Source organism: Nocardia thraciensis, assembly GCF_054782435.1.
In genome coordinates this window covers 110524-135601 of the sequence record NZ_BAAGSM010000037.1, presented here as the reverse complement: position 1 = coordinate 135601, position 25078 = coordinate 110524, and the positions used below count along the sequence as shown (strand labels likewise).

Genomic DNA, 25078 nt, shown 5'->3' with positions numbered 1-25078 from the left:
GATATTTCCAGCCGAAAAAGGCGCGGAGTTAGCTGGACACTCGCTAGGCTTGGGCCGTCTCCTCGCGAGACACCTTGCAGGGCGGGCCGCGATTGCCCCCGCGGCCCGCTATCGCATCTGTTCGGTGAAGTCTCCAGGGGGAGCGCTGATGCCCAAACTGCTCGATCAGAAGACGGCCGCGGAACAACTACTGTCGGACATACTCGCGGCTGGCTATACCGTTGACCAGTTCATCGCCCTGCTCCGGGTGGACCCGTTCGAGGACACCCGGCCGATGCCCCCGATATCCGACAGCGACTTCTGGATCATTCCGCCGCTGCGGGCCGGGTGAGTCCGGGCTCGGCAGGGGTTGCTGCCCGCTCGCCCGACACCTATCGATCGCTCAGTTCCATGTCGCCGATTCCGGGTCGACGCCGTGGGCGCGGGCATTGGCGTCGATGATGTCGCGGAGCCAGGCCGCCAGGCCGGGCTCGAAGTCGTCGTACGCGGCGGCGAACCCCCGATCGGCGACGAACCTGCGCCCGAGGCAGACCTGCATCGAGTGGGTGCAGTCGAAGTAGGCGCCCATCGATGCGCGGTGCCGCTCCGCCAGCGCGTCGGCCTCCTCGGATCCGGGCGCCACCCCGGCGCGACAGGCCGCGGCCAGATCGGTGTTGAGGGTTTCGACATCCGCGGAGATCTGCTTCCAGTCCTCGGCGGTCCGGCTCGCCGCGCGTTCCGCGTACTGCGCCCACTCGGCGGTATCGCCCCAAAGCTCTTGCGCCTCTTGGGGCCACGAGGGTTGCCAGTCGCGGCCGAAGATCTCGACCTGCTCCTCGTCCGACAGCAGTATGCCGGATGTGCGGGCCTCGATCATGCGGTCGAGCGCGTCGCCCATCCGGTGCAGCCGGGCCACGCGTTCGCGCAGTCGATCGCGCTGATTGCGGAGCGAGGCCAGCGCATCGGCGGCCGGAGCGTCCAGCAGGTTCCCGATCTCGTTGAGCGGCACCGCCAACTCGCGGTAGATCAGCACCCGATGGATTCGGGCCAGATCCGCCGCGGTGTAGAGCCGGTAGCCGGAGCGGGTGCGCCCGGACGGCCGGACCAGCCCGATCTCATCCCAATGGTGCAGGGCCCGCACGGTGATGCCGAGGTGTGACGCGACCGCGCCCACGGTGCGCCCCGCCTCGGGCTCATCGAACTCTCGGGTCACACCGTCCAGTCTGGCAGCCCCGGACTCGACGGCACCGGTCATCGGCCGGGCGCCGGGATTCCGACGGAGTCGAGATAGTCGGCTTGCGGACCGTCGGGGTCGTAGGGCTGTGCGGCCGTCATGATCACGTGCACGTGCTCCGGCGTGGTGATCTCCAGCTCCACCGAACCCCACGGCATCGTCCGCGGTCCGGCCGTGCTGCCGGGCCGCAATTCCTCGCATGCGGCGGCGATCTGCTCGATCTGGCTCAGCACGCAGGAGAAGCTCACACTCATGACCGGTGCCGCGGCCGGACGCTCGCCCGGCACCAGCAGCACGTCCTGGAACGCCCACCGCCGCAGGTGCGTCACCTGACCGGGCGCCGAGAACAGCTCGATGAAGCCCAAGCCGCGGCTCCAGAAGTCAACGGACACAGCGAATTCGGGAGTCGGCACCGTGACGAACATCGGCATCCCGTAGATGCCACGGTAGGGCTCGGGCGGCACGGCGTCCGGCCCGGGAACGGGCACGGGGCTGATCTCGAAGGCTGAGTAGGTGTCGGCCATGCGGTCATCGTCGAGCCTCACGCGACGTGAGGGTCAAGGGCTGGCCCCGGGAACGGAGGTCATGCGCGGGTGGTCCGGCTCGGCTAGCTTGATCGAACCGACCAAAGGGATTTCATGTACGAGAAGCTGTTCACGCTGTTGCGGCGACACCCGCGAGGGGTCGCCGTCACACTCCTGCTCGCATTGTTCATCGGTGGCGGGGTCTGGCTGTGGGACGAGAAGATCCTGACCGAGAGCGAGCTACGCGACATCGGTGCCAACGCCTCCGGGAAGCTCAGCGACCGTGGACTCCCCCGCGACTCCGACCCGAGCGGAGTCTATACCGCTGTTGCGGACCAGCTGGAAATCGCCGCCCTGTGGTACGGAGAAGGGCGAGTCACGGCGCGCGGAGCCGGGATCGACAGCGTCGGCCCGCCCGGCTTCGGCGAAACGGTGTACCACTATTCCGTCACTCAGGACCGCGGTGACGGACAGGGGATCATCACCGTTCCGGACAACGGGCCGTCCGTATGCCTGAAGCTCGAGCTCAGCAGCGGCAACCGCATCGAAGCGGGCATTACCGATCGGTCCGAGTGCGACTGATCAGAGCAGCCCGTCAAACGATCTTGTGACGGTAGGTCCGCATGGCACACAGGTAGGCGACGACGAGAATGCCGACGCACCAGGCCGGTGCAATCCAGATATCGCCGCCGACCGGCTGCCGTGCAAGCAGGGATGACGGCGAGCCAGGTCAGCGCCAGCGTAAACAGAGCTGCCGCACCTCGATGCGCGCCTGGGGATCGAGACCGGTCGTCGACTCGTCCAGGAAGATGACCGGCGGATTCCCGATGAGGCTCATGGCGATATCGAGGCGGCGGCGCATGCTCCCGGAATACGTCGATACCCGCCGCGTGGCCGCCTCGCTCAGCGAGAAGCGTTCGAGCAGGCCGTCCGCGATCCGATGCGGGTCCCGCAGGCGCCGCAGGTGGGCGACGAGCACGAGATTCTCACGCCCGCTGAGGATTTCGTCGACGGCGGCGAATTGCCCCGCGCCACCTCGAAGTCCACGCCGCGCAGCACGCGCAGATCCTTGTACGACTTCTCCAGGCCCCGCACATGAATGGCGGCTTGCTGTGTTGTCACGGTTACTTACCTCCTGCGTGGAGTCGCCCCCGACCCTGGCGCGACCGGATGGCCGGGCCATCTACTCTGTGTTACTGTATACCAGTAGTCAGCGTCGCTAAATAGTGCACGGCTCATCACGCATCTGCAAGCGCGAGGAAGCGGAAATGAACTTTTGGGAGACGATCACCGGGAACGATCTCACCAGGGAGTACAAGGCCTTCGAAGCTAGAGCCGAGGCCCTACCGGCCGAGTATCGAGCGGCCTGGGAACAGATCCAGGCAAATCTCTTCGCCTATGGCGATTTCACGGGCCGCAACCTGATGCCGATTCTCGACGGGGCTCTCGGACTCCCCGAAGAAACGGCCGCGGATGGTCAGAGCGTCCGCGAGGCGGTGGGCGACGACATCGAGGGCTTCTGCGCGGCACTCGCCGGTGAGGAAGGGGCCAAGAGCTTCCGCGACAAGTGGCGCGATCAGCTGAACCAGAATGTGGCGAGAAAACTGAACCGGCTGGGAGAATAGCGGGGGCATTCGCGACATCATCGAAGGAAAGAAGGCGTGGCGGGCCCACATGGCGCGGGTCAAGGCGCTCCCACCCGACTATCGGATCGTCTACGAGGAGACCCAGAAGTACTACTTCAAGGTCGGCCCGGTCGGACTCACAGACGGCACCCTGCTCTCGGGAATCCTCGAATTCTTCGAGGAGGGCGCCGCATCCGGCAAAGGCGTCATCGAACTCATCGGCAGCGACGTCGCCGCCTTCCGCGACGACCTGATCAAGGACTCCCCAACCTACGCGGAGGTCTACCAAGAGTCGGCCAGCGAGACCGGTGAGGAGAGCAAGTAGTCCCGCACCTCAGTACTGGATCATTCCACCGACCGGTCAGGCCGCCGCCGGCGATCGACATCGCGGATCCGAGTCCAGGTCGGACCACACCGTTCGACTCGAACTCGAACGCCAGCACTCGAATGCCGTTGCCAGACATACGGTTCGGCTCGAAGCGAAAGCCGCTGGCCAGATGAATCAAAAAAGAGCCGGTGACGGGAATCGAACCCGCACTCTCAGCTTGGGAAGCTGATGTTCTACCACTAAACTACACCGGCCGACGCCCCGGGGCGCTGGAGAGACGATAGCAGATCCGCCGTCGGACATCGCAACATCCCTGCTCAACAGGGCCTGAGCTGGTGTTTCGAGTCACGGTTGGGTTGGCCGGTCGCCGCCGCCGCTCGAGCGGACGAGCCCATTCAGCCCGGTTCGGCACACTTCAGCCCGGCTCGGAACGACCATTTTCCCAAACTTTTCCCAAAATCAGGCCATGAACCCGTGCGGGTTCGATCGCACGTGTACGGCAGCCTGTATCCGACGGAGAAGACCGGCGGTGCGCCGTTCATAACCATGTGGCCGACCGAGTAGGCACCTGTCCGGCTCACGGTTGTCGCTGATCGCTCGTACCGGGCCGGGCGGCCTGCGCGTCGCACATTCGAGCGGTCCCACGCTCTCGCAGATCGAAGCTCGCCCACTCGACACCACGGCCGATCGGTGAGGTATTCGCCGACGGCACCGCGGTGCGGGTCGGCGACACCACCGCCCTCGGTCTCGATGGCGTGGCCACCGAACCCGGACCGGCAGTCCTCGTGCCGCTGCGAACGCCCGACGCCGCGCTGGGAGTGCTGGTCGCGGCGCGCTCGGCGGAAACCGGCGCCTATTCCTGTGAGATCCTGGAGCAGACAACGGCTTTCACCGGCCAAGTCGCACTGGCGATGCAGCTGTCGGCCGAGCAACGGCGGCTTGGGCTGCTCGGTGTGCTCTCCGGCCGTTCGCGCATCGCCCGCGATCTTCACGATCTCGTGATGCACCAGTTGTTCGCAATCGGACTCTCGCTGCGCGGCACCCTGGCCTGCACCCCGGTGCGCAACAACGGATTTCGCACATCATCGACGAGTTGCACGGGGTCATCCAGGAGGTCCGTAACTCGATCTCCGACCTCAGCGGTGTGGATGGTATTCGGTGCACCGATCACGACCGGCGGAGTGACAGTGGTGTGCGCGGCCACGTACCGGCCGAGGATCCCCTATGTTCCTGCGTCCGTCGGTCGCGACATGCTGGACTGAAAGCGATTGCCGCGCAACTGTAGCCGCGTGAGGAGGCTCAGTGTCCCAAGACCCTCTCGATGGAGGCGTTGCGGATCCGATGGTCGCTATAGATCCACAGCTACGATTGGTCACTCCCTACGTCGTCCGGATCACCGGCAGTTATCGCTGCCCACCGGACATATCCTGCCGCCTGCTGGTCACGTGCCAACAGCCGTCGGCCGGTCGCCGCGCCGAGAGTGCGACTGTGGAGGGTGGCGAGGTCTGGCAGATCGACGCCGACGGGCACAAGCATCCATTCACCGTCGACCTCGGCCGCCACGCCGACTGCGACGAGAGCTGGGTATCGATCCGGGACATCAGGGGCAAAAAGGCGCGGGTGGGTGCGTGGCTCTACTACGACGAGTTCGCCGACCGGGTGGACTGGCACAGTTTCGCCGACGACATCACCACTCCCACACCAGAATCGAGCAGGCACCACGGCACTACTCCCGCCGGGCCGGACCGTTCAATAGGCGCAGGTGTCGATCCGCGGCCGAGAGCGGTGACCGAGCCGCGCCGGCGACACCGCGAGCCCCTGCTGGTCTCGGCCCTCGAGGCGGTCGTGATCACCTGACGCCCCGACCGACTGCGCAGCATGGGATCAGGGCCGACCCACGCCGTCGAACTCGGGACACGGCACGGGGTAGATGCGTTGGGGGTGCTGCGTATTTGCGGCGAAATATCAGGGGCGGCGACGGCGGGGCAGCTCCAGCCGGTCCCGCCAGCTCGGGTGGGTACGGATGTGCCGCGAACCGCCGGCGTGCTCCACGCGATCGCGGCTCAATGGGGAGTCGTCGAGCGACTGCCAGTTCCGATCGCGGGCGGCAGCGTTACCCGAGCCTGCGAAGCGCCGCACGATGGTCGACAGCAGCACCGATCCGGCTGCACCGACCGCGCCGACGACGATGCCGAACAGGAACGGCCCGTCGGTCAGCACACCAACGATGCCGAGGATGACGGCGGCGCCCACAGCGGTCAGACCGATGATGATGCTCATTGGGGCACTCCTGAACGTTGCTGGGGTGAAATCGTTCTCGCCTCCCGGCCATCCATTGCCGGTTACCGATCGCGTACCCAGGCCGTCGATCGTTACTCCCGCCGCGATGGCCGGGGGATCATGCCGGTGCGGACTACAGGGCCGGCGCGGCATTCCAGCGCTGGTGTGCGGCGGCTCTATTCACGCGGGCCCGGCGTGCCGACGGCCTGATCGCCAGGAGGTCGTCGACGGTGGACGCGTCGTCGGTGGCGGACGCGGACATGATCGCGGTGAATGCGTGGTGCGCGTCGGTGTAGGGCGGGATCACCAGCAGCACCAGTCGCCGGTCGGCGGTGTCGAGCATCTCGACGGTGTGCGCGGTGCCGTATCGGTGCCCGTCGAGTCGCACGGTCTGCCCGCGGAGGACGAGTTCGCCGGGCGCCGCGGCCCATTCGGGGAGATGGTAGGCGACCCGCTGCACGGGGCCGAACCGGATCGCCGCGGCGGCCAGCAGTAGTGGCAGCTCGGTGGTGAGGTCGTCGGTGTAGGGCCACCAGGCCCCGTCGACGTAGCCGGTCTTCGCCGTGTTGGATTTCAGGCGCAGGCGCGGTGTGCGCATGGCGGGTGGGCCGTGAGCGAGGGTCCCGGTGTGGGTTGTGTGTTGCGTCATGTCGACGCTCCTGTCTCGGCCACGAATCGGCCGGAATTCTGCGAATCGGCGTCGATACAGCTCGAGAACGATTGTATTCGATATGTTGCCGATATATTGATCATACACGTAGGGCGGCCATCGCGCGGAGCGCGGAGCGCAGGCCTCGGCGGCCTGTCGAGCGGTCGGTGTGGCTGTCTGCGATGGTGTTGTCGGCGTGGAACTTTCGTTCCGCGGCGGTTTCGGGGGCGTCGTCGGCAGTGGCGGTGAGGAAACCGTCCGGCAGGGCCAGCTTGTGGATGGTGCGCAGCGTCAACAGGTACTGGCTCAGCAGTGGGCCGGTGGTGTAGGGCAGCCCGTATTTCTCGCACAGCGCGCGTACCTCGGGGGCGATCTCCGCGTAGCGGTTGGCCAGCAGGTCCGGGAATAGATGATGCTCGATCCGATGCGACAGGTTGCCCGACAGGATGTGGAACAGCCCGCCGCCGGTGATGTTGGCCGAGCCGAGCATCTGGCGCACATACCATTGCCCGCGCGTCTCGTTCGCCGTCTCTTCCTCGGTGAATGTCTGCACGCCGGACGGGAAGTGGCCGCAGAAGATGATCGAGAACGCCCAGATATTGCGGACGATGTCGGCCGTGGCGTTCCCCGCCAGGGTCGTCGCGAACAAGGGTCCACTCAGCAGCGGGAACACCACGTAGTCCTTCAGCACCTGCCTGCTCGCTTGCGTCACTGGCCGGGGAGAAGCCGTTTGATGTCAGCCCATTTGCGTTTGCCCTGGATGACGTTCTCCGCCTCCAGGTCGTGCAGCAGCAGACCCCATTCGACCGTCAGCATCAGCATGAACGCGTACACCGGGTTACCCAGGTAGTACGGATTCCACCGCTGGGATTCATCAATACGCAGGATCCCGTACCCGATGTCGCGATCGCGGCCGTGGATATTGGTGAAGGTGTGGTGCAGGTAGTTGTGCGAGCGCTGCCACTGATCGGCCGGGCACACCAGATCCCACTCGAACACACGGGAATTCAGGCCCGGCTCACGCATCCAATCCCACTGGCCGTGCAGGACGTTATGACCGATCTCCATACTGTCCAGAATCTTGGACACACACTCAGCGCGGCGACCCCGGCCAGCCAGTACGGCGGCAGGAAGACCAGATACTTCAGGCCGCGCCCGGCGACCTCGACACCGCGTTGCGCCTTGATGACCGAATAGATGTAGTCGCGGTCGCACTGGCCCAGATCGGCGGTGATCCGCTCGCGCAGCTCGTCGAGCTGCCGGCCGATCTCCTCGACTTCTCGCGGGCTGAGGACCAGTGGTCCGTCATTGGTTTCGGCGAGTACAGCCATAACCGCTCCCTGTCCTCTCGAATGTCGATGGCGGCCCCGCCATATCGGCATCGCGTCGGCCGGATCGGCTCACGAGGATCCCTGTGTGCCGCAGAGTGCGAGTGAAGCCCGGACCTTTTCATCGAGGCACAGCACCGAGCGAGATCATCGCACCGTTGAATTCTGTTGTGCACCAAGCTGTTTCGACACGATTAGGGTATGGCCGCGTACAGGAAACGAATGTTTCCTGCCCCGCATCCACGGCGGGGCTGCCCTTGACTGCCGGAACGCTCCGGACAGCGGCGATCACCGGGTTGGCGACGCCGGCGACCGTTCCGCGACGTCGGGCGGGACGGCAGGACCTCCTCCCTGATGCCGAGCTGTCCGGCAGGTCTATTGTGTCATCCGGCGGGTCGGTCCGCAGGGCCCTCAGGCGCGGGCGGTGGGGTTCACTCGGGTTGCGGCGCCGCCGTCGGATTCCCACCGTTGTTCCGCGCTAACGGTTTCCGCCTCGTCGTCGCGGTGTGGTGCGGTGATGGCGAGCAGGGCCGCGACGGTCGCGGTGTTGCGGGGGTCTGCTGCGGCCGTCATGGCGGCGTCAGCGGAGTCGTAGCAGCCGGTCGGTGCCGGTTATCCGTCCAGGCATACCCGCCGGCCCGCGAGGGAGGCTTTGCTGGGTGCCAGGGCCCAGGCGTCGAGGTGGTAGATCACGCGATGGATCGGGCCCCATTCCGGGCGGTGAGCACCGCGAGCAGATCGGGGAGTTCGGCGACGAGGTCATTGCTGTGCGGCCACGATGCACCGTCGACGGAGCGGGGGCGGCGGGGTTCGGGCTCTGTGGTGGTGCCGTCATGGCTATCCTGTTGCTGCTAGCGAACCTCGCGCGGCGCTGCGCAATGGTCCCGAACCCCGCCCACCCGCCTACCTCGAGACGTGATCCGCGCTTCCGGCCTGCGGCTCCCGCCGCGCCGCCCGATGCCGGGCCCGGAGCCACGCGGCGGCGTCGGCGCCCTCGCCGCGTTCGGAACCCCAGCGCTGCTGTACGGCAGTCATATCCGCATCGGCGACCGGGGTGATGATTCGAAGAGTCAGGATCGCGCCGATATCGTCTCCGATCACATCGAGCGTGCGCGCGGGCCGATGCCGGGAGCCGTCGAGGCGGACCCGCCGCCCGGCGCTGTCCAATTCCCCGGGCGCGGTCGACCATTCGTCGAGGTGGTAGCTCACCCGACGGATCGGCCCGAGGCCGGTCCGCAGTGCCGAAAGCAGACTCGTCAGCTCCGCGACCAGATCACGGCTGTGCGGCCACCAGACTCCGCCGATATTCGCCGTGCCGGCGACATCGAGCTCGAGCCGCAGCCTGCGAGACGGCGACGACGCCTGCCGACCGGCGTTTGTCACGTGCTGTTGTGGTGTCATGGTCGACACTCCTGTCGCGGCCATTGCGGTCCGCCATGGGGTTCGGACCTGGGTCCGATGGTCGTCCGAAGCATCGCGCCGACGGTCGATCGGCGCTGCGGACGAAACGTTTCCAACGATGTAACTCTACGCTGTAGACGTACGTCGTCGAGGCCAGTTATGCTGACGGGGGCCGGCGGACATTCCCGCCCACCGCCTGTCGCGAGGACAGCGTCGGCCATGGCGAGGAGCCGAGGCCAGAAGACCCGCTACCAGAAGGAACGAACAATGGCGACGAAAACGCCCTACGAGCGCCGAGTGGCTCGTGTCCGAGACGTGGTGCGGAAGTACTCGGAACTCGACGATACCGCCGCGACCGCGCTCGCGGTCCACGTGCTGCACTCCCTCGATACGATCCCCGAAAAGATTCGCTGACCGGGCGATCGCCCGCGACTGCACGCGCAATCGCGGGCCTTCGGCGGGACCGCTCGACTCTCGAGCCGGTAACCAGCTCCGACGGCGCCGGATGCCGTAGCCGCTCGCACGGGTGCGCTGCGGCAATCCTGTTTCATGCCTACGTTTCCCGCGCGAGGCGACGCGCCTGCTGTTGGGTGGAGATCAGGGCGAGTGTCGCTTCGGCGCCCTGGTTCTCGTTGCTGCCGGTGGGTTCCAGCCCGTCGGAGCAACCGCTGCTGTCGGTGTCGAGCAGCGCGGTGGCGACGTCGTTAACGCCGCGGAACCAGGCTTCGCACAGCATGACAGCATCCTTCCACCGCCGCTCGCCGGTGGCGTCGTAGGCACGGGCGCAGGCATCGGCCAGCGCCGCGACCTCGATCGGCTGCTGATCGAACCCGGGACGCGATTCCCCGGTCGTCCACCCGTCGATCGGCGTGACGGACAGGTGATCACCGGCCGTCTCGACCTCGAGCAGCCAACGCAGCATGGCCAATCCGTCGGCCTGGGTGCGCCCTTTTCCGGGAAGCGCACCGGCTACGAGCAACGCCTCGGCCAACACGGCATTGGCGTATTGCAGTCGCGGCTCCGGCCACCGCCAATCCAGCCTGCGCGTGGGAGCACCGATTGTCTCCACGGCAGCCGCCAAAAGGTCACGGGCGCAATGATTCTCCGGATACTCCCGCAGCACCTCCGCGGCACCCAGCGCGGCGAAAGCCATGGCACGGGACGAGCGGGCGCGCTGTCCCCCGGCGATCGTGAAGTGCGGCAGCACGGTGGGCGCCAGGTCGGGCCTGCGCGCGACGACGCTCCCGAGGGCCCATACCGCGCGGCCCCAGTGATCGTCGAGGCTGGGCTCGTCCTGCCAGCTTCGGTCGAGACCGCGCCGGTTGTGGCAGTGCCCATCAGGCGTGAGCGCGGCGAGCACGAAATCCAGGTACACCCCGATGAGCGAGTGCAGGTCCGACGGAGGTTCGGTTTCGCGGACCGCGACGACCAAAGCGCGCGCGACATCGTCGACGCAGTAACCGTTCTCGATGCGCGGCTCGGTGAGCCTGGCATGTTCGAAGATTCCGCACTCGTCGCTGAGTCGGATCACATGCGCATAGGAAATGGTGGTTGTACTCATGCACTCACCGACCCACGGTCGTCGCGCGACGACCGTGGTCGACGGCCGTCGGATCCGAGCGATGCGCCCGGAGGTCTGTCGGATCGAATTGTCACACGTCCACCCTTCTTCGTTCGGCCGGCGCACATTGTGCCGCCGGTGTCACTCGACTGACTGTTCGCGCCAGGCCGCATAGACGCCCATAACGTCCGGTATCTACGGTGTAGTCTTACATTGTAGGCAACGACCTGCGGCTCCCGTCCTGGAAAGGAGCGCTCCGATGATGTTGCAAACAACCCGCACCGGAACGGATCGATACAAGGCGCCCATCGATCGGCCGCGACTGCGGATCGCGCCCGGGCAGCGGCATTCCGCACCGGTCGACGGCGCATGGTGGCCGCGCGGCGAGGACTTGGCGACCGAACTCACCGAGTTGCTCCCCGCACTCGCCACCCGTCTCGGCCCGATCCAGCGGGTGATCTACCACCTCGACGAATGGATTGCCGCGCCGGGCAAAGCCGCCATCGGAGACCGGCGCATCAACCTCGACGGGTACCGGCACAGGCCGACCGGCACCGTCGAGGTGCTTCCCCTCGACGGCACCCCGCTCACATTGCTGGTCGTTCCGCCGGGTACGGCCGCCGAGGCGGCGGGCGCCGTCATGTCGGCCGCCGCCGATTCCGGCAATACCGCGACAGTCGTCGACCTGCTGGGCGCGCTTACGCTCGACATCACCGAAACCGGTGGCGCAGAACAACGATGGGAGTCCGAGGGCGGCTCCGGCCGCTAGCACGAGCCGCCGGTCCGCGGCGTCGATCTCCGGCGCTCCCGCCCCAACCGCCGAACGGCCGGATCCTTCGACTCCGCGCCCCGCGCAGCGCCGACACCAGGCCGCGCCGACCGGTCGATCCATCGGCGTCGTCGACGGCGCGGAGCGGGTCGCCGGCGAACTTCCGTTCCGACGCTGTCTCGGGCGCGTCGTCGCTGGTCGCGGTAAGGAAAGCGTCGGGCAGTGCGAGTTTGTGAATAGTGCGCAGGGTCAGCAGGTATTGCCGCAGCAGCGGACCGGTGGTGTAGGGCAGATCATATTTGTCGCACAGTGCCCGCACCCGTTGCGCGATCTCTGCATAGCGGTTGCTGGGCAGGTCGGGGAAGAGATGATGTTCGATCTGGTAGCACAGGTTCCCACTGAGGAATGCCAGCGCCGGACCGGCGTCGAAGTTGGCGGTGCCCAGCATCTGCCGGAGATACCACTCGGCTCGCGACTCCTCCTCGACGACGTCGGGCGTGAATTTCTCTGCGCCGTCGGGGAAGTGGCCGCAGAAGATCACGAGATAGGCCCAGAAATTGCGGGCGGTGTTGGCAGCCGCGTTCGCGGCCAGCGTGCGGCGCCACCGCCGCCCGCTCAGCAGCGGAAACAACAGATAGTCCTTGCCGACCTGCCTACCGATCTTGGTGGCGAACAACTTGGTCTGCGCGGCCTTCCGCGCGGGCGTGGCGGCGCGGTCGCGTTCGGAGTACAGATCGTGCAGGGCGATGCCCCATTCGAATGTCGCTGCCAGGAACAGATTTTGGAGCGGTTGTAGCAGCAGTCGAGGCCGCCACGGCTGGTCCCGGGTCACACGCATGACACCGAAGCCGATGTCGTCGTCCATGCCGAGCACGTTCGTGTACACGTGGTGACGGAAGTTGTGGGAGTAGCGCCATTGCGCCGACAGCCCGGCCATATCCCATTCCCAAGTGCCGGAATGGATCTCGGGATCGTTCATCCAATCCCATTGGCCGTGGCCGATATTGTGGCCGAGTTCCATGTTCTCGACGCTCTTGGCCACCGCCAGCCCGGCGGCACCGACCAGCCAGCCGGCCTTGCCCCGGCCGAGCGCGATGGTGAGCCGGGAGGCCGCGTCCAGCGCTCGCTGAAAGGTGATCGTGCGGCGGATGTATGCCGCGTCCCGGCTGCCGCGCCGCTCCTCGATGTCGCGTCGGACGACATCGAGTTCGCGTCCCAGCGCCTCGACATCGGCGGGGGTCAGGTGTGCGTAGCTGCCGACTTCGGTGATTGCCATAGTTCATACCCTCGTATTGCCGGGTGTCGTACCTGGCCGGACCGATGTCGGGCGACTGCGCGAACACGCGGCGCCCCTTCGGAACCGGCTCAGCGTTTGAATGCCTCCGCGAGCCCCTTCTTGGCTCGGTCGATGGCATTGCGGGCCTGCCGGCCAGGGCTTTCCGTCCGATGGCTGCCGTCTCCGCCCGCCTTGTCGAACAGCTTGTCCAGGTTCGCCTTCGCTGCCCGAACCTGGTGGGTGATCTTGTCGCCGATGGTCATCGGGATGGTCCCATCCCCGGATGCGCTGTGAAGCCGCGGCCGGCCGTTCGCCGACCGGTCGACGCATAAGACCGGTTATAACTACACCCTAGCCCCGAATACGACGTCTGTCTACAGTGTAGGCTTACAGCGTATCCATCTGTGGAATCGACGGGAGACTCGAGGAAGTCTGCGATGAACGACGCGAGAGCGGGGCCGCCCGGCGACCCCGAACCATCCGGCGACCACGCCCGCGACAGCCGCGCCCACCCGCTGACCCGCGCGGAAATACTGGCCGCGGCGCTCGAGATCATCGACCATGACAGCATCGAGCGGCTATCGATGCGGCGCCTGAGCCGACGGCTCAACCGGCACCCCACGGCGCTCTACCGGCACGCCGCCAACAAGGCCGCGCTACTCGACGGCGTCACCGAGTTCGTCCTCGAGCAGTTGACCGTCGACTCCACCGACCCGGACTGGCATCATCAGTTGCGCGTGATAGCCCGAGATTTCCGCCGGCTCGCCGTGACGCATCCGCATGTCGTGCCGCTGCTGGTCACCCACCCGCTGACCACCCCGCTGGCGCTGCGGCCATGGGGAACACTGCGCCCGCTGGAACATATCCTCGAGTTGCTGAGCCGGGCGAGCTTCAGCGGAAGCGACGCCCTGCGGATCTACCGGGCGCTGTTCGGATTTCTGTACGGGCATGTGCTCAACGAACTGCAGGAACTCGTCCACCTGCCGGAAGAGTCCACCGATCTACTGCGGCTCGGGCTGCACCACCTTCCGATCGGAGAGTTTCCGCTTCTGCGCGGGCTCGCCTCGGAGCTGGCCGCCTACGACGGCGTCAGCGAACTCGAACGCGGCCTGGACACTCTGCTCGCGGGCCTCGACACCACTCTCACCACGCCCGCGACACGACCCGATCGCCCGTAACCGCGCCGGGTACCCGGTCAACGCGGCGCGGGCGCGTCCTCCGGCCCGGGCAGCGCGGCATCGCCCGACCTGGGACGGGGGGCATTGCCCGGCCCGGGCAGCGTGGCCGCGAGACCGGCCAGCAGAATGTCGAGCCCACGCTCGAGTTCCGCCGCGCCTTCGTAGCTCGCCAGTACCGATGCCAATCCCCGCACCAGCGGAAACTCCCCGATCGGCAACCGATACAACCCCAGCCGCAGCAGATCGTCGGTCTCCTCCGGACGTTCCACAAGTTCCTGCAACTCGTTGAGCACATGCCCGTACAGGAACCCGAACAGCGCTCGATAGATGTGCAACGCGTCGACCTCGGCGTATCCGACCCGTGTCAGCAACGCCAGCATGTCCTCCAGCAGGCGCACCGTCGCCGGCGGACGCTGCCCCAGCGGCGTCGCCAAGGGCCGCGTCACCAACAACGGCACCGCCCGCGGATGCGCCAGCGCGATTCGCCGGAATTCCCGGGCGACGCGCCGCACCTCCGCGACCCAGTCCGACGCCGCCGCGTCCACCGACAGCTCCGTGAACACGACCTCAGCGACACCATCGATCACGGCGGCCTTGTTCGGCACGTGCCGGTAGATCACCATCGGATCGCGGCCCACCGCCTCGGCCAGCCGACGCATCGACAAGCCCTCGACCCCCTCGCGATCCACGATCTCCAGCGCCGCGTTCAGCACCGCCGCCCGAGTCACCGGGCTGCCGCCGCGCCCAGCTCCGACCCTGTTTCCACCACTCGGCGATTCAGCCATTACAGACGGACTCCATCCCTCGGAAAACCCGGCATCTCTTTATGTAGGTCTACAACGTTGACATACGGCCCCGCACGGCGTCTACTGAAAGTAGCCGACTCAGGGAGCAACCCCATGGCACCACTCCACATCCGCCGCCGGACCACCCGGCACCACAGCCCTCCTGACAACACGCTGCGACTGCGGCTCAGGCCGGAAAGCGACGCATACATCGACGGTGCCTGGTGGCCACGGTCGGGCGAACTCGCCACCGAACTACCGGGTCTGCTGACATTTCTGGAGATTTGGATGGGCCCCATCCGGCGCGTCGTATACGACCGGGCCAGCTGGGCACCCGCGCCGCCCACCTCGACCGTCGGCGGGCACGAGGTCCAACTCGACGCCTACCCGTTCGAGGCCGGCAACACGATGTATGTCTTCGGCAACGACAACAGCATGCTCGTGCTGCAGGTGATCCTCTCCACCACCGACGACCACAGCGCACGTTCCACCCTCATCACCGCCGCGCGACGACCGGCAGCACAGGCCCTCGAAAAGGAAGCAAACTCATGATTCACGGCAACACGCGCCGACCTATCACCAACCACCTCGCCATGAACAGAAGCACCGGCCCACCAGGAAGGCACACCCAACCGTTCAGCATCCCGACCCGCACACCGCGACTGCTACTAGACGAGAACAACACCCCCGCCGGTGACATCGACGGTGCCTGGTGGCCCTGGACAGCCAACCTCACCGGCGAACCACACGACCTGATCGCCGCCCTCACCCCGCGCCTCGGCCCGATCACCGCAGTCGGCTTCGACTGGAACCGGATCAGCCGCGCCCAACGCCACATCGATCACGACGACGGCGTACACATGCACGACGCGAACACCGATCAACCCGTCGGCATCATGCGCCTGACCGCCGCCCACGGCCCCCGAGCGACCCTACTCGTCATCCCCTTCGACACTCCCCGCGACCGAGCCGACAACCTGATGCGGCGGGCAGTGCCCACCACCGGTCTGCCCATTTAACCGCTCTGTATCGTCTCGACCGAAGGCCGACCCGCCATCTCGAGTCACCATATCGCGCACAGCGGCCGAGGCCGCCGCATCCGGTCGTCGACGCCTCCGAGAGGCGCCATCGGTTCGGCAGAACTTCTCGTAGTCATATCTGGTGAGACCTTTCCAGTAGATCCCTCACCGCCCGCCATTCCATCAGCGCGTGCTCGACCTCGGACAGTGTCTCGAGCGGTCCCTCCCAGCGCACGAGGGCCTGTCCGGACAACGGCTCTGTCCCACGTCCGGCGGTAGCGTATCGGAGACTACGCCAACAGGCGATCGGCCCCCGAGCTTCACTCCCGACCCCGGCCGACGCCCCAACCGGCCACACTAGCGTGACGCTAGGGAATAGCATAGCCGGGGAGTAGCACCGCCCACCGGTGGTCGTTCTCACTCTCCAGGCGCGCAACCAGCGCCAAGACACCACTCTGAAACAGTGGGTACCCGGTGATGCTATACAGTTGCCAACCGCTGCGGAAACGCAACGGCTGCAATGGTAATGCCCGAAGCCCGGCCACCGTGTGACGTCGGCCGTATCCGGCCATCGGGGTCCTTCGCGGATTCCGCCGCACCGCTGACGTTATCCGGAGCATCAGCGGAACAGGGCAGTTGCAACGGGCGGGGCGCCGCCAGGTCGTAATTCTCCCACCATCGTGAGCCGAGCAGCCAATGCTCGGTACACAACCGGGCGGCCCGCGCCATCGACACGGTCGTGCTCATGGGCGGCTCGGCGACCAGCGGCAACCACACCGCCGCCGAGTTCAACACCTACGCCGACCCCGAAGCGTTCGACGGCCTGCTGCGCTCCGGCGTCGACGTGCGCATGTTCGGCCTCCACCTCACCCGGCAAGTCCTGCTCACCCCCGAGCACGAGCAGCAGCTGCGGGCCATCGGCACCGAACGCGCGGCCGTGATCGCCGACCACGTCGGCTTCTACCTGCGCATGACCGACCGGACCACACCCCGCCCGATGGCGCTGCACGGCCCCACCGCCGCCGCCTACCTGCGCTGGCCCGACCTGTTCGAACTCGAGCCCGCACGAGTCGACGTCGAACTCAGCCGCGCCGTCGGCCGCGGCGCCACCTTCATCGAATTCCGGATACCCCGCAAAGCCCACCCGAACGCACTCGTCGCCACCACCGCACACGCCAAGGACGTGATAGCCCGGGTAATGGCCGCGACCGGATCAGCAGAGTGCCTGTTCGCAAGCTGATCGGCTAGATTGTGCGGGACTCACGAGCAGCAGAAATCATTGCACAACTCGACTGCCTCGCCCGCCAAGCTCAGACCTCACTAGCTGCGGTAGGTGACCGCCGAGATCCCGGACACCTTGCCAATATCGCGCCGGGAATCCCGGTGAGGACCGATGGCGTTGACTGTTTTCATGACCTCGTTCAACCCGCGCTCGTTGCTCGCGGAAAGCCGGATCGGCGTGCTTGCGACTATCAAATCGAGTGGGCTGCCGCAGCTTTCGCCTGTCACGCCCTTCTATCACCAGGACTCCGATGTCATCTATGTGTCGATGACCGAGGGCCGGGCCAAGACGGTGAACCTGCGCCGCGACCCGCGGGCGGCGCTGGAGGTCACCAGCGCCGACGGCTGGTCCTGGGCCACCGCCGAGGGCACGGTGACCCTGACCGGCCGGGGCGCCGACCCGCACGGCCCCGAGGTCGAGGCGCTGGTGGACTACTATCGCGCCGCCGCCGGGGAGCACCCGGATTGGGACGAGTACAGAGCGGTGATGGTCTCCGACCGCAGAGTTCTGATGACGATGACCATCGACCGCGTGTACGGCGAGAAGATCCGCTGACCTCGCCATCGCTCCTCAGGACGGGATGGGCAGGCCCTGGGCGAATCCCCCGTCCACGGCCAGTTCGACATCGGTGGTGAAGGTGGCGTCGGCGGCCAGGAACAGCGCCGCCGCCGCGACCTCCTCGACGGTGCCGGTGCGCCGCAGCGGGGTGGATTCGTGGCCTTGCCGCACGAACTCCTCGCGTTCCTGCGCGCTCAGGCCGGGGAAGATCACGTCGTTGCCGACCGTGGTGAACACGATCGAGCCGCCCTCGGCGAGCAACGGATCCAGGGCCTGCACAGTGAAGAACGCGCCCTTGGTGTTGATCGCGAAGTGCCGGTCCCAGGCCGCCTCGGTCACCTCGGACAGTTCGGCGAATTCGGCGATGCCGTGGTTGACGAAGAGGTGGTCGACGCGGTCCAGACGCTGCCGGACGGTGTCGGCCAGCGCCCCCTGCGGCGCGGTCGGGGACTAACGGCCGGGGGCGTCGAGCACCTCACGCAGCCGCGACAGCGCCGCCTTCCAGCCTCGCTCCATGGCATTGCGGGCCATCTTCTGCCGCCGGTCGGTGATGTCGAAACCGGTTTGCGTCAACAGCAATCGGGTGCCGCGGCCCTGCGGTTGGATCGTCCAGTCGAGAATCCAGCGCGCGGGGTGTCGCGCACGCAGGTCGACCCAGCTGAACGTCAGCTGTTCGCCCGGACGGGCCTCCAGGACCTCGCAGGCGATCTCGCCGGTCGGCTCGGTGAGAATCGCGAAAATGAAATGCGTTCCGACCGTCGCGGACAAGCCCGTCGACCGCATCAGCCAGCGCTCGACCAGATCCGGCTCCGTCAGGGCGCGCCACACGGCATACGGCGGCTGCGGGTAGAAGCCGCCGATCTCTACCGCCGCGGGATCCAACTCCGAATCGGAAGTCACCGGCGCACCGCCGCAACGAAGGCAACCATGTCCCCAGCATTCCATGAGATACCGCCGCCCTCCTGCCCTCGCGGGAAACGGTCACCGCGGCATCCGATTCCGCCTTCCTGGCGTGGGCGGGCGAATCAGGCTGCGGCTTCTGCTCCGGCGTCGGCTGCGACGTCGCCGTTCACATCCGGGGCCGGAGCGTCGTTGACAGGCGCGCTGTCCACTCCGGCGCCGAACGCGCCGCCGATCGCGCCACCGACGACACCGCCCGCGACGGCGGCGGGAATTCCCAACGCCGCGGCGCCGATCGCACCACCGACAACCGCACCGACCGCAGCGCCAGTCGCGGCTCCAGCCGGGCTGGCGAGCAGGCCGAGGCCACCAACCGGCACTGCGGGCAGACCCACTATCAACCCAGCGCCTGCACCGATGAGCCCTCCGGCGACCGCACCGACCGCCGCGCCCGGCACGGCACCGACCACCGCCGCCGGAATGCCCACCACAGCCGCACCAGCAGCGGCACCGGCCATCGTTCCCGCGGCGACCTTGTCCGATCGACTTCCGCCGATACCAACGGATTTCAGGCCGGTAGCCACGTTGGCCTCGGCCTGGGCGACCGTGGTGTTCATGCCGTACAGCACGTCGTCCGGAAGTTCGCTCGGGGCCGGCGCGGTGAAATCACCGAAGCGGACCGTGCGCGGGGGCGGGGCGATCGGGGCGACCGGTTCCACCGGCCGAGGCGCGTGCAGGTTCTGCCAGTTGATGCCCGGGGCCGACTTGCCGGGGGCGCTGTCCTTCGGGATCGGCCGGAAGTTCGGGGGGACAACATAATCCGCGTTCGGCGGGGCTACGCGCGGCGGCGCCGGGGTGGTGACGCCGGGCTGGACCTGGCCGGGACGCGGGGCAATGAGGGTGTCGGAGCCGCGCGGCGCCACGCCGGGCTGAGAGGTGGTGGGGCCCGCGGGACGGGACGGCGGCTTCACCTGCTCGCCACGGGGCGGGGTGGTCGGAGTGTCGGGCTGCTTCGGCGCCGTCGGCTGCTGGCTCGACGCGGAACCGGTGGTCGGCGCGGCGGCGCTCGTGGACGATTTCACGGCCTGATCGGCGGAATTGCCGCACGCGACCAGCAGAGCCAGCGGAATCACGCCGACCGCGGGCAATATCACGCGCCGCGTTGTGCTGTTCAGTTTCCGATGCCGACCCTGCACGTCGTCACACCACCCTCATCAGTACTCGTCTAGAGAGGCCCCCCGTAGCCGGGTGGCCACGTGCGGCTGCGATCGTATCCGCTGCACGGCACGTCAGAGCAAATCGAAGTGATGTAGGCCACATTCAAAAGGGTTCGGGCACAATGCATATCGGCTACCACTCGGTCAGACCTCGCCCCGCGACTTGGGCGGCCGGGGCAGGTGCACCCCGAAATAGATAGCCGCGATCCGGAGCGCGAACACCAGCCCCGCCGACATCATGGCGGCCGGGCCGTCGGCGCTGCCCGCGGCATCCATGCCCAGGTAGCATCCGGCGCCCGCGAGGGCCGCGACGGCGTAGACCTCCTCGCGCAGCAGCAGCGGCGGGAACTCGCCGCACAGCACGTCGCGGACGACCTCGCCCGTCACCCCGGTCAGCACCGACAGGATGAGGACCGCGAGCGGGGTGACACCCGATTCGATGGCCGCGCGCGCTCCGATCACGGTCACCACCGCGAGCCCGACAGCATCGACCACCAGCAGGGCTCGGCGCGGCAGTTGCCAGAACCGCAGGTAGACCATCGTGCCGACGCCCACGCAGCAGATCAAGGTCAGCAGCACCCAGTCGTGGGTCCAGTACAGCGGATGCCGATCGAGGATGAGATCGCGCAGCGTGCCGCCGGAGATCGAGGCCGCGAAGGCGAGCGCCAGCCCACCGAACGGGTCCATATCGGCCCGATAGGCGGCCAGCACCCCGCTCGCGGCAAATGCGGAGATACCGACCAGGTACAGGGCGTGCAGCATGGCCTCATGATCGCAGCCGCCGCCGGGCAACCCTGAAAGATAAGGGCTCCGTGCGGTTGCCGGGTCGGGGGTCTGGCAACAGCACGGAGCCGACCTGAATATCGGTCCCTCGCTACGGGCGTTACACACAGACCTGAGAAATTTCTGATCGGCGCACCGGGGACAATCGGGGACAGGCACAGCCAGCAGAGCTCGGACCTGCCGGAGCTCGGACGACTCGAGGAGATGGGTATGCAGCTTGGAATGATCGGGCTCGGCCGGATGGGCGCCAATATCGTGCGGCGCATCGTCCGCGACGGCCACACCGCGGTCGGCTACTCGCGGCACGAGGACCAGATCAAGGAGTTCACCGCCGAGCTCGGCGACAAGTTCACCGGTGCGACCGATTACAAGGCGTTCGTCGCGCTGCTGGAGAAGCCGCGCATCGTGTGGGTGATGATCCCGGCCGGGGCCACCGGTGCGGTCATCGACGAGGTCGCCGAGCTGCTCGAGCCGGGCGATATCATCATCGACGGCGGCAACAGCCGCTACCACGAGGACATCAAGCGGGCGAAGGCCCTGACCCCCAAGGGGATTCACTACCTGGACATCGGCACCTCCGGCGGCGTGTGGGGCTTGGAGCGCGGCTACTGCCTGATGATCGGCGGCGAGGCCGAGACGGTGCGGCATCTCGAGCCGCTGCTGCAGGCCATCGCCCCGGGTGTGGAGGCCGCCGAGCGCACCCCGGGCCGGACCGGCGAGCCGTCGCCTGCCGAGCAGGGTTACCTGCATTGCGGCCCGGCGGGTGCCGGTCATTTCGTGAAGATGGTGCACAACGGCATCGAATACGGCGCCATGCAGGCCTACGCCGAGGGCATGAACATCCTGCACAAGGCCAATATCGGCAAGGCGTTCGACGGTAAGCACTCCGCCGAGGAGACGCCGCTGGAGAATCCCGAGTACTACCAGTACGACATCGACGTGCCGGAGGTGACGGAGGTGTGGCGGCGCGGCTCGGTCGTCGCGTCCTGGCTGCTGGACCTGACGGCGCAGGCGCTGCACGCCGATCCGGAGCTGAGCACGTTCGGCGGCCGGGTCTCCGATTCCGGCGAGGGCCGCTGGACCATCCACGCCGCCATCGACGAGGGCGTGCCCGCGCCGGTGCTGTCGGCGGCGCTGTACCAGCGCTTCTCCTCGCGCGATGAGTCGCTGTACGCGGACAAGGTGCTGTCGGCGATGCGCAAGGCCTTCGGCGGGCACAACGAGCTTCCGGGGAAGTAGGTAGGGCCCCGCATTCATCCCGGCGAAAAGCGTGCCGGGATGAATGCGGGGAGGCGATGGGTGCCGGGCGATGGCGGGGAGGCGATGGGTGCCGGGCGATGGCGGGCTTGCAAGGAGGGGGTGGCGGTTATCGGTGCTAGGGCTGCTTGTTTCCGGCGTGGTTTGGCCGCTCAGTCGAAGTTGCTGTCGAGCCAGTCTATGGTTTGCATGCCGAAAAGGTCTGTGCCCCAGCCGTATAGGTCGGTGAGCATTTTCAGCATGCTGCAGTCGGTGGGGTGGTAGGTGACGTCGGCGCCCTGGGCTCGGTAGGTTTCGGCCAGTTGGCGGGAGTCGCGCGCGGGGACCAGGGACATGAACGAATCGTCCTTGGCGCACGAGGCGATGAGGACCTTGCCGCCCGGGGCCCCGGACTTGCCGACTTCGTTGTCGTCGAACACGCGCTGGAAGGCGGGCTCGTCGGCCGGGCTCACGCCGGAGTTGAACAGGGTGTTCAAGGGCACGAACGGCATGCCGAAATACGTGTCCTGGCACTGGGTCCGGAAGAAGTCCGCCACCGCGCGGCCGGCGGGATTCAGCTTCTCGTCCAGCTTCATCTCCGGATACTTGGGCTCCAGCCCGAGCAGCGTCGCGAACGCGAACCCGGACCCGACCCCGCCGTCTGCGACCCGCATGAAGTTGCGCTGGTTGACGACCATCCCTTCCAGCACAGTCGATTTCACGTTCAGCTCGGGGGCGTAGTCGGGCTGGAGTTCGGCGGAGAACGCCGCGCCCACGCCGCCGCCCGCGATACCGAACAGGGCCAGCTGCGCATTCGGATCCAGCCCGGCCTCGGTGTGGCGTAGGGCCGCTCGGGCGCCGTCGAGCTGGGTGTGCGCGGCGTACTTGCCCGCGAACACCCCGTGCGGGCGGCGGTCGGCGTCGTTGCCGACGTCGGAGATCATCACCGCGTGGCCTTTGCCGAACAGCAGCGCCAGCGGTCCCAACGCCGACCACGAGGCGCCGTCGAACGGATCGCCACCCGTCCACTGCGTGCTCGGATGGCAGCTCGCGCCCACGCTGTCATTGGCCTCCTGGTAGGAGATCAGCTTTTTCTCGTTGGCGGGCTTGCCATCTCGCGGAATCATCAGGATGCCGGTGCTGATCGCCGGGGTGACGCCGTCGAGTTCGGTGGTGACGTACATCAGCTTCCAGGCGTCGAGATTCGCGGGCTTCAGCCCGGTGAACAGCACATCGACCTTCTTGGCCTTCAGCACCGTGCCCGGCTGCTCGGTACCGGTGAGCGCGGGCTCCTGATAGAACGGGTCATCGGCCCTCAAACCCTGAAATATCTCCTGCGGCGAGGCGGGGGTCGCCCCCTGCAGGGACCCGACGACGAAACCATTGAACACCTTGTCCAACCCCGGTGTCTGCGGCGGAACCGGATCGCCCGCAACGGTTCCCGTTCCCCCGTACACCATCGCCAGAGCCGCGACCGCCGCGACGAGAGTCCGTGTGCGCATCTCAACCTTCCTGTCCGACCGGGTGCTACGGAACCCTCGCACGGGCCTCAACCCTCCTGCCCGGCAGGGGTGACCTTCAGCTCGCTCGCCGCGGACCCCAGCAGCTGCGGGATATTCAGCAGCGGGCGATGCGATTCGAGCTGCACCTCGTAGGGGGTGCGCATCGTGGCTTCCAGCGCGGGCCAATTGTTTTCGACCTGGTACTTGTACTTCGGCAGCAGTTCGGTGGTGATGTAGTCCCAGCGCGCGTCGAGCACCGACCAGTTCCAGTCCGGCAGCGGCAGGGTCAGCAGCATCGCGCGTCCATCGGAGGCGGTGAAAGGCACACGCACCGGCCGGAATTCGCGCGGCGGCACCACACCCGCCACCGACGGCGACCCCGCCGCACCACTCAGATAGGTGATGGCCTCGCCGACCGGCCCCTTGTACGCGCGCACCTCGTCCCACTGCGCGCCGATCGCCCACTGCTGTTCACGCCGCAGCAGCGTCCCGTTGCCCGCGGCGATCCGGTCGTGCTCGCCGGAGGCGATATCGCGCCAGGCGGTCATGATGTCGCCGCCGAAAAGCCCGGCGGCCTGAAACTCCTCCAGCGCCGAAATCCCCTCGGTGACATAGGCATCGTGCATGGGCATCAGGTCGGAGAAGATGTTCTTCTGCATCACCAGGATCATCCCGAGGATCCAGCGCAGATCCTCGGGAGTCATGAGCGGCGCCGCGACGGCCAGCGCTCGCAGGCCGCTCGGCAGCATGGCCACCGCCTGCGGCCCCGCGGCCTGCGCGACCGAACCGAGCACACCGCGCGCCGCTTCGGCGATGCCGGGCAGGTCGTAGAGGTTGGTCATGAGCTCGAAATCGACCAGCCCGCCGCCGAAGTCGGCGCCCACCTGTCCGCCCATCCCCGCCCACTGCAGTTCCCGATGAGCCAACTGCAGGTCCTCGTAATAGCGGTAGGACTTGATCAGATTCTCGCGGTTGGCCCGCACGCCCGCCCGCGGATCCCACGACCGCAGGTCGATGCCCGCCTTGCCGGTCGCGTCGACCAGCCAGTACTGGTACAGCAGCGCCGCATACCGCGGGGGAGCCACACCCTCGGACCGCGCCTGATCGAGCAGACGGCCGAGTTCGGCGTGGTCATAGGGCAATTCGGGGTTCACCCCGCCCGGCCCCTCCGCCGCCTTCCGGTTGACCAGCGGCAGATCCAGATAGCGATCCACCTCCGAGGCGGCGACGGCGGGTCCCGCCGTCGTGAGTCCCAGCCCGATTACCGCCGCCAGTGCCAGTCCCGCACCGCGCACCAGGGCGCCGATCCGCATCGTGAACCAACCTTCCGCCGTCGTCGGGGTCGCGCACGCGATCACAACCCGCCTCGTTGCGATTACCAGCTGATAACTACCCACCGAAGGTGGTGCGAAATACGTCTCCGACGCCCACCCTTACCCGGGGCTGAGAGATTACCGCCATTCGGACAACACCTGCGTTTTCGAATCCGGCGCGTCCGATGTCAATCCGCTCGAATGCTAGGACACCGGGACGAAGAGGACAAACTTGCCACCAGTTAGCGGGAGGGTCAGCGACCGGACCGCAATCCCGTGCGGCATGCGAAAGGGCGGTGGATCGCTCCACCGCCCTTCGCTTTTCGTCAGCTCAGGTGCATTGCCTGCAGG

Annotated in this window: 29 protein-coding genes, 1 tRNA gene and 4 pseudogenes; 14 read left to right on the top strand and 20 right to left on the bottom strand. The window is 67.2% G+C overall.

Annotated features, from left to right (window positions below; genetic code table 11):
• Positions 1-148 precede the first annotated feature (148 nt).
• Entirely contained in the window at positions 149-331 is a 183-nt protein-coding gene (locus tag ACYVLQ_RS24635; RefSeq protein WP_460699883.1) for a hypothetical protein, read from the top strand.
• Between the two features lie 51 nt (positions 332-382).
• On the opposite strand, the gene ACYVLQ_RS24630 is transcribed toward ACYVLQ_RS24635, so the two are convergent.
• Together ACYVLQ_RS24630 and ACYVLQ_RS24625 are read right to left on the bottom strand one after the other, a co-directional pair.
• Complete coding sequence (locus ACYVLQ_RS24630; RefSeq protein WP_460699882.1) at positions 383-1192, bottom strand: MerR family transcriptional regulator; 810 nt, start codon at positions 1190-1192, stop codon at positions 383-385.
• Between the two features lie 38 nt (positions 1193-1230).
• Complete coding sequence (locus ACYVLQ_RS24625) at positions 1231-1758, bottom strand: VOC family protein (protein ID WP_460699881.1); 528 nt, start codon at positions 1756-1758, stop codon at positions 1231-1233.
• A gap of 93 nt (positions 1759-1851) precedes the next feature.
• Between ACYVLQ_RS24625 and ACYVLQ_RS24620 the strand changes: the two genes are divergently transcribed.
• Positions 1852-2319 carry a hypothetical protein gene (locus ACYVLQ_RS24620; RefSeq protein ID WP_460699880.1) on the top strand — a complete coding sequence of 156 codons (468 nt, stop codon included), beginning with the start codon at positions 1852-1854 and terminating at the stop codon, positions 2317-2319.
• Positions 2320-2488: 169 nt separating this feature from the next.
• Here the strand turns inward: ACYVLQ_RS24620 and ACYVLQ_RS24615 are convergent.
• Positions 2489-2823, bottom strand: a pseudogene (locus ACYVLQ_RS24615) (ATP-binding cassette domain-containing protein); the annotation flags it as partial.
• A gap of 182 nt (positions 2824-3005) precedes the next feature.
• Between ACYVLQ_RS24615 and ACYVLQ_RS24610 the strand changes: the two are divergent.
• Both ACYVLQ_RS24610 and ACYVLQ_RS24605 read left to right on the top strand, forming a co-directional pair.
• Positions 3006-3362, top strand: a complete 357-nt coding sequence (locus ACYVLQ_RS24610; protein WP_460699879.1) for a DUF1048 domain-containing protein — start codon at positions 3006-3008, stop codon at positions 3360-3362.
• Positions 3363-3369: 7 nt separating this feature from the next.
• On the top strand, positions 3370-3687 hold the full coding sequence (locus ACYVLQ_RS24605) for a DUF1048 domain-containing protein (RefSeq protein ID WP_460699955.1): 318 nt from the start codon (positions 3370-3372) through the stop codon (positions 3685-3687).
• 186 nt (positions 3688-3873) lie between these two features.
• On the opposite strand, the gene ACYVLQ_RS24600 is transcribed toward ACYVLQ_RS24605, so the two are convergent.
• A tRNA-Gly gene (locus ACYVLQ_RS24600) sits at positions 3874-3944 on the bottom strand.
• Positions 3945-4406: 462 nt separating this feature from the next.
• Between ACYVLQ_RS24600 and ACYVLQ_RS24595 the strand changes: the two genes are divergently transcribed.
• Positions 4407-4952, top strand: coding sequence for a histidine kinase (locus ACYVLQ_RS24595; protein WP_460699878.1), 546 nt, complete (start codon positions 4407-4409; stop codon positions 4950-4952).
• A 226-nt stretch (positions 4953-5178) separates the two neighbouring features.
• A complete protein-coding gene (locus ACYVLQ_RS24590; RefSeq protein WP_460699877.1) occupies positions 5179-5547 on the top strand; it encodes a hypothetical protein in 369 nt (122 codons plus the stop codon).
• A gap of 108 nt (positions 5548-5655) precedes the next feature.
• On the opposite strand, the gene ACYVLQ_RS24585 is transcribed toward ACYVLQ_RS24590, so the two are convergent.
• From ACYVLQ_RS24585 to ACYVLQ_RS24560, 6 genes and pseudogenes are all read right to left on the bottom strand, one after another.
• Positions 5656-5970 (bottom strand): hypothetical protein, encoded by a 315-nt coding sequence (locus ACYVLQ_RS24585; protein ID WP_460699876.1) that lies wholly within the window; start codon positions 5968-5970, stop codon positions 5656-5658.
• Positions 5971-6103: 133 nt separating this feature from the next.
• Entirely contained in the window at positions 6104-6619 is a 516-nt protein-coding gene (locus tag ACYVLQ_RS24580; RefSeq protein WP_460699875.1) for a DUF5994 family protein, read from the bottom strand.
• Between the two features lie 100 nt (positions 6620-6719).
• Positions 6720-7950, bottom strand: a pseudogene (locus ACYVLQ_RS24575) (fatty acid desaturase family protein).
• Between the two features lie 408 nt (positions 7951-8358).
• Complete coding sequence (locus ACYVLQ_RS24570) at positions 8359-8520, bottom strand: hypothetical protein (protein ID WP_460699874.1); 162 nt, start codon at positions 8518-8520, stop codon at positions 8359-8361.
• Between the two features lie 116 nt (positions 8521-8636).
• Positions 8637-8714 (bottom strand): annotated as a pseudogene (locus ACYVLQ_RS24565) (hypothetical protein); the annotation flags it as partial.
• A 136-nt stretch (positions 8715-8850) separates the two neighbouring features.
• A complete protein-coding gene (locus tag ACYVLQ_RS24560) occupies positions 8851-9348 on the bottom strand; it encodes a DUF5994 family protein (RefSeq protein ID WP_460699873.1) in 498 nt (165 codons plus the stop codon).
• Positions 9349-9615: 267 nt separating this feature from the next.
• Between ACYVLQ_RS24560 and ACYVLQ_RS24555 the strand changes: the two genes are divergently transcribed.
• Positions 9616-9762, top strand: coding sequence for a DUF6307 family protein (locus ACYVLQ_RS24555; RefSeq protein WP_460699872.1), 147 nt, complete (start codon positions 9616-9618; stop codon positions 9760-9762).
• A 139-nt stretch (positions 9763-9901) separates the two neighbouring features.
• Here ACYVLQ_RS24555 and ACYVLQ_RS24550 read toward each other — a convergent pair whose 3' ends face one another.
• Entirely contained in the window at positions 9902-10909 is a 1008-nt protein-coding gene (locus ACYVLQ_RS24550) for a glycosyltransferase (protein ID WP_460699871.1), read from the bottom strand.
• 259 nt (positions 10910-11168) lie between these two features.
• Between ACYVLQ_RS24550 and ACYVLQ_RS24545 the strand changes: the two genes are divergently transcribed.
• Positions 11169-11678, top strand: coding sequence for a DUF5994 family protein (locus tag ACYVLQ_RS24545; protein WP_460699870.1), 510 nt, complete (start codon positions 11169-11171; stop codon positions 11676-11678).
• On the opposite strand, the gene ACYVLQ_RS24540 is transcribed toward ACYVLQ_RS24545, so the two are convergent.
• Complete coding sequence (locus ACYVLQ_RS24540) at positions 11620-12954, bottom strand: fatty acid desaturase family protein (protein ID WP_460699869.1); 1335 nt, start codon at positions 12952-12954, stop codon at positions 11620-11622. The genes ACYVLQ_RS24545 and ACYVLQ_RS24540 overlap by 59 nt on opposite strands.
• 89 nt (positions 12955-13043) lie before the next feature.
• Complete coding sequence (locus ACYVLQ_RS24535; RefSeq protein ID WP_460699868.1) at positions 13044-13217, bottom strand: hypothetical protein; 174 nt, start codon at positions 13215-13217, stop codon at positions 13044-13046.
• A gap of 174 nt (positions 13218-13391) precedes the next feature.
• Here ACYVLQ_RS24535 and ACYVLQ_RS24530 point away from each other — a divergent pair, with 174 nt between their 5' ends.
• Positions 13392-14132, top strand: a complete 741-nt coding sequence (locus ACYVLQ_RS24530; protein WP_460699867.1) for a TetR/AcrR family transcriptional regulator C-terminal domain-containing protein — start codon at positions 13392-13394, stop codon at positions 14130-14132.
• A 17-nt stretch (positions 14133-14149) separates the two neighbouring features.
• Here the strand turns inward: ACYVLQ_RS24530 and ACYVLQ_RS24525 are convergent, their stop codons facing one another.
• Positions 14150-14917: a TetR/AcrR family transcriptional regulator C-terminal domain-containing protein gene (locus ACYVLQ_RS24525; protein WP_460699866.1), complete on the bottom strand. Its 768-nt coding sequence runs from the start codon at positions 14915-14917 to the stop codon at positions 14150-14152.
• 114 nt (positions 14918-15031) lie between these two features.
• On the opposite strand from ACYVLQ_RS24525, the gene ACYVLQ_RS24520 reads away from it, so the two are divergent.
• The 4 genes and pseudogenes from ACYVLQ_RS24520 (at position 15032) to ACYVLQ_RS24505 (ending at position 17773) form a co-directional block, all read left to right on the top strand.
• Positions 15032-15469 carry a DUF5994 family protein gene (locus ACYVLQ_RS24520; protein WP_460699865.1) on the top strand — a complete coding sequence of 146 codons (438 nt, stop codon included), beginning with the start codon at positions 15032-15034 and terminating at the stop codon, positions 15467-15469.
• Positions 15470-15510: 41 nt separating this feature from the next.
• Positions 15511-15936, top strand: coding sequence for a DUF5994 family protein (locus ACYVLQ_RS24515; protein WP_460699864.1), 426 nt, complete (start codon positions 15511-15513; stop codon positions 15934-15936).
• A gap of 718 nt (positions 15937-16654) precedes the next feature.
• Positions 16655-17176 (top strand): annotated as a pseudogene (locus tag ACYVLQ_RS24510) (nucleoside hydrolase); the annotation flags it as partial.
• A gap of 171 nt (positions 17177-17347) precedes the next feature.
• On the top strand, positions 17348-17773 hold the full coding sequence (locus tag ACYVLQ_RS24505; protein ID WP_460699863.1) for a PPOX class F420-dependent oxidoreductase: 426 nt from the start codon (positions 17348-17350) through the stop codon (positions 17771-17773).
• Positions 17774-17788: 15 nt separating this feature from the next.
• Here the strand turns inward: ACYVLQ_RS24505 and ACYVLQ_RS24500 are convergent, their stop codons facing one another.
• From ACYVLQ_RS24500 to ACYVLQ_RS24485, 4 genes are all read right to left on the bottom strand, one after another.
• On the bottom strand, positions 17789-18202 hold the full coding sequence (locus tag ACYVLQ_RS24500; RefSeq protein WP_460699954.1) for an SDR family oxidoreductase: 414 nt from the start codon (positions 18200-18202) through the stop codon (positions 17789-17791).
• 24 nt (positions 18203-18226) lie between these two features.
• Positions 18227-18676, bottom strand: a complete 450-nt coding sequence (locus tag ACYVLQ_RS24495) for an SRPBCC family protein (protein WP_460699862.1) — start codon at positions 18674-18676, stop codon at positions 18227-18229.
• A gap of 125 nt (positions 18677-18801) precedes the next feature.
• Positions 18802-19830: a hypothetical protein gene (locus ACYVLQ_RS24490; RefSeq protein ID WP_460699861.1), complete on the bottom strand. Its 1029-nt coding sequence runs from the start codon at positions 19828-19830 to the stop codon at positions 18802-18804.
• Between the two features lie 207 nt (positions 19831-20037).
• Positions 20038-20655, bottom strand: coding sequence for a trimeric intracellular cation channel family protein (locus tag ACYVLQ_RS24485; protein ID WP_460699860.1), 618 nt, complete (start codon positions 20653-20655; stop codon positions 20038-20040).
• A 231-nt stretch (positions 20656-20886) separates the two neighbouring features.
• Here ACYVLQ_RS24485 and gnd point away from each other — a divergent pair, with 231 nt between their 5' ends.
• On the top strand, positions 20887-21915 hold the full coding sequence (gene gnd / locus ACYVLQ_RS24480; protein ID WP_460699859.1) for a phosphogluconate dehydrogenase (NAD(+)-dependent, decarboxylating): 1029 nt from the start codon (positions 20887-20889) through the stop codon (positions 21913-21915).
• A gap of 170 nt (positions 21916-22085) precedes the next feature.
• On the opposite strand, the gene ACYVLQ_RS24475 is transcribed toward gnd, so the two are convergent.
• Together ACYVLQ_RS24475 and ACYVLQ_RS24470 are read right to left on the bottom strand one after the other, a co-directional pair.
• A complete protein-coding gene (locus tag ACYVLQ_RS24475) occupies positions 22086-23414 on the bottom strand; it encodes a lipase family protein (protein ID WP_460699858.1) in 1329 nt (442 codons plus the stop codon).
• A gap of 47 nt (positions 23415-23461) precedes the next feature.
• Positions 23462-24727 (bottom strand): hypothetical protein, encoded by a 1266-nt coding sequence (locus ACYVLQ_RS24470; RefSeq protein ID WP_460699857.1) that lies wholly within the window; start codon positions 24725-24727, stop codon positions 23462-23464.
• Positions 24728-25078: the final 351 nt, after the last annotated feature.

What these genes read in the sequence shown, in the direction of transcription:
- ACYVLQ_RS24635 (WP_460699883.1), top strand. Translation starts at nt 149, where the DNA reads ATGCCCAAACTGCTCGATCAGAAGACGGCCGCGGAACAACTACTGTCG.
- ACYVLQ_RS24620 (WP_460699880.1), top strand. Translation starts at nt 1,852, where the DNA reads ATGTACGAGAAGCTGTTCACGCTGTTGCGGCGACACCCGCGAGGGGTC.
- ACYVLQ_RS24610 (WP_460699879.1), top strand. Translation starts at nt 3,006, where the DNA reads ATGAACTTTTGGGAGACGATCACCGGGAACGATCTCACCAGGGAGTAC.
- ACYVLQ_RS24585 (WP_460699876.1), bottom strand. Translation starts at nt 5,970, where the DNA reads ATGAGCATCATCATCGGTCTGACCGCTGTGGGCGCCGCCGTCATCCTC.
- ACYVLQ_RS24580 (WP_460699875.1), bottom strand. Translation starts at nt 6,619, where the DNA reads ATGACGCAACACACAACCCACACCGGGACCCTCGCTCACGGCCCACCC.
- ACYVLQ_RS24570 (WP_460699874.1), bottom strand. Translation starts at nt 8,520, where the DNA reads ATGACGGCCGCAGCAGACCCCCGCAACACCGCGACCGTCGCGGCCCTG.
- ACYVLQ_RS24560 (WP_460699873.1), bottom strand. Translation starts at nt 9,348, where the DNA reads ATGACACCACAACAGCACGTGACAAACGCCGGTCGGCAGGCGTCGTCG.
- ACYVLQ_RS24555 (WP_460699872.1), top strand. Translation starts at nt 9,616, where the DNA reads ATGGCGACGAAAACGCCCTACGAGCGCCGAGTGGCTCGTGTCCGAGAC.
- ACYVLQ_RS24550 (WP_460699871.1), bottom strand. Translation starts at nt 10,909, where the DNA reads ATGAGTACAACCACCATTTCCTATGCGCATGTGATCCGACTCAGCGAC.
- ACYVLQ_RS24545 (WP_460699870.1), top strand. Translation starts at nt 11,169, where the DNA reads ATGATGTTGCAAACAACCCGCACCGGAACGGATCGATACAAGGCGCCC.
- ACYVLQ_RS24540 (WP_460699869.1), bottom strand. Translation starts at nt 12,954, where the DNA reads ATGGCAATCACCGAAGTCGGCAGCTACGCACACCTGACCCCCGCCGAT.
- ACYVLQ_RS24535 (WP_460699868.1), bottom strand. Translation starts at nt 13,217, where the DNA reads ATGACCATCGGCGACAAGATCACCCACCAGGTTCGGGCAGCGAAGGCG.
- ACYVLQ_RS24530 (WP_460699867.1), top strand. Translation starts at nt 13,392, where the DNA reads ATGAACGACGCGAGAGCGGGGCCGCCCGGCGACCCCGAACCATCCGGC.
- ACYVLQ_RS24525 (WP_460699866.1), bottom strand. Translation starts at nt 14,917, where the DNA reads ATGGCTGAATCGCCGAGTGGTGGAAACAGGGTCGGAGCTGGGCGCGGC.
- ACYVLQ_RS24520 (WP_460699865.1), top strand. Translation starts at nt 15,032, where the DNA reads ATGGCACCACTCCACATCCGCCGCCGGACCACCCGGCACCACAGCCCT.
- ACYVLQ_RS24515 (WP_460699864.1), top strand. Translation starts at nt 15,511, where the DNA reads ATGAACAGAAGCACCGGCCCACCAGGAAGGCACACCCAACCGTTCAGC.
- ACYVLQ_RS24505 (WP_460699863.1), top strand. Translation starts at nt 17,348, where the DNA reads ATGACCTCGTTCAACCCGCGCTCGTTGCTCGCGGAAAGCCGGATCGGC.
- ACYVLQ_RS24485 (WP_460699860.1), bottom strand. Translation starts at nt 20,655, where the DNA reads ATGCTGCACGCCCTGTACCTGGTCGGTATCTCCGCATTTGCCGCGAGC.
- gnd (WP_460699859.1), top strand. Translation starts at nt 20,887, where the DNA reads ATGCAGCTTGGAATGATCGGGCTCGGCCGGATGGGCGCCAATATCGTG.
- ACYVLQ_RS24475 (WP_460699858.1), bottom strand. Translation starts at nt 23,414, where the DNA reads ATGCGCACACGGACTCTCGTCGCGGCGGTCGCGGCTCTGGCGATGGTG.
- ACYVLQ_RS24470 (WP_460699857.1), bottom strand. Translation starts at nt 24,727, where the DNA reads ATGCGGATCGGCGCCCTGGTGCGCGGTGCGGGACTGGCACTGGCGGCG.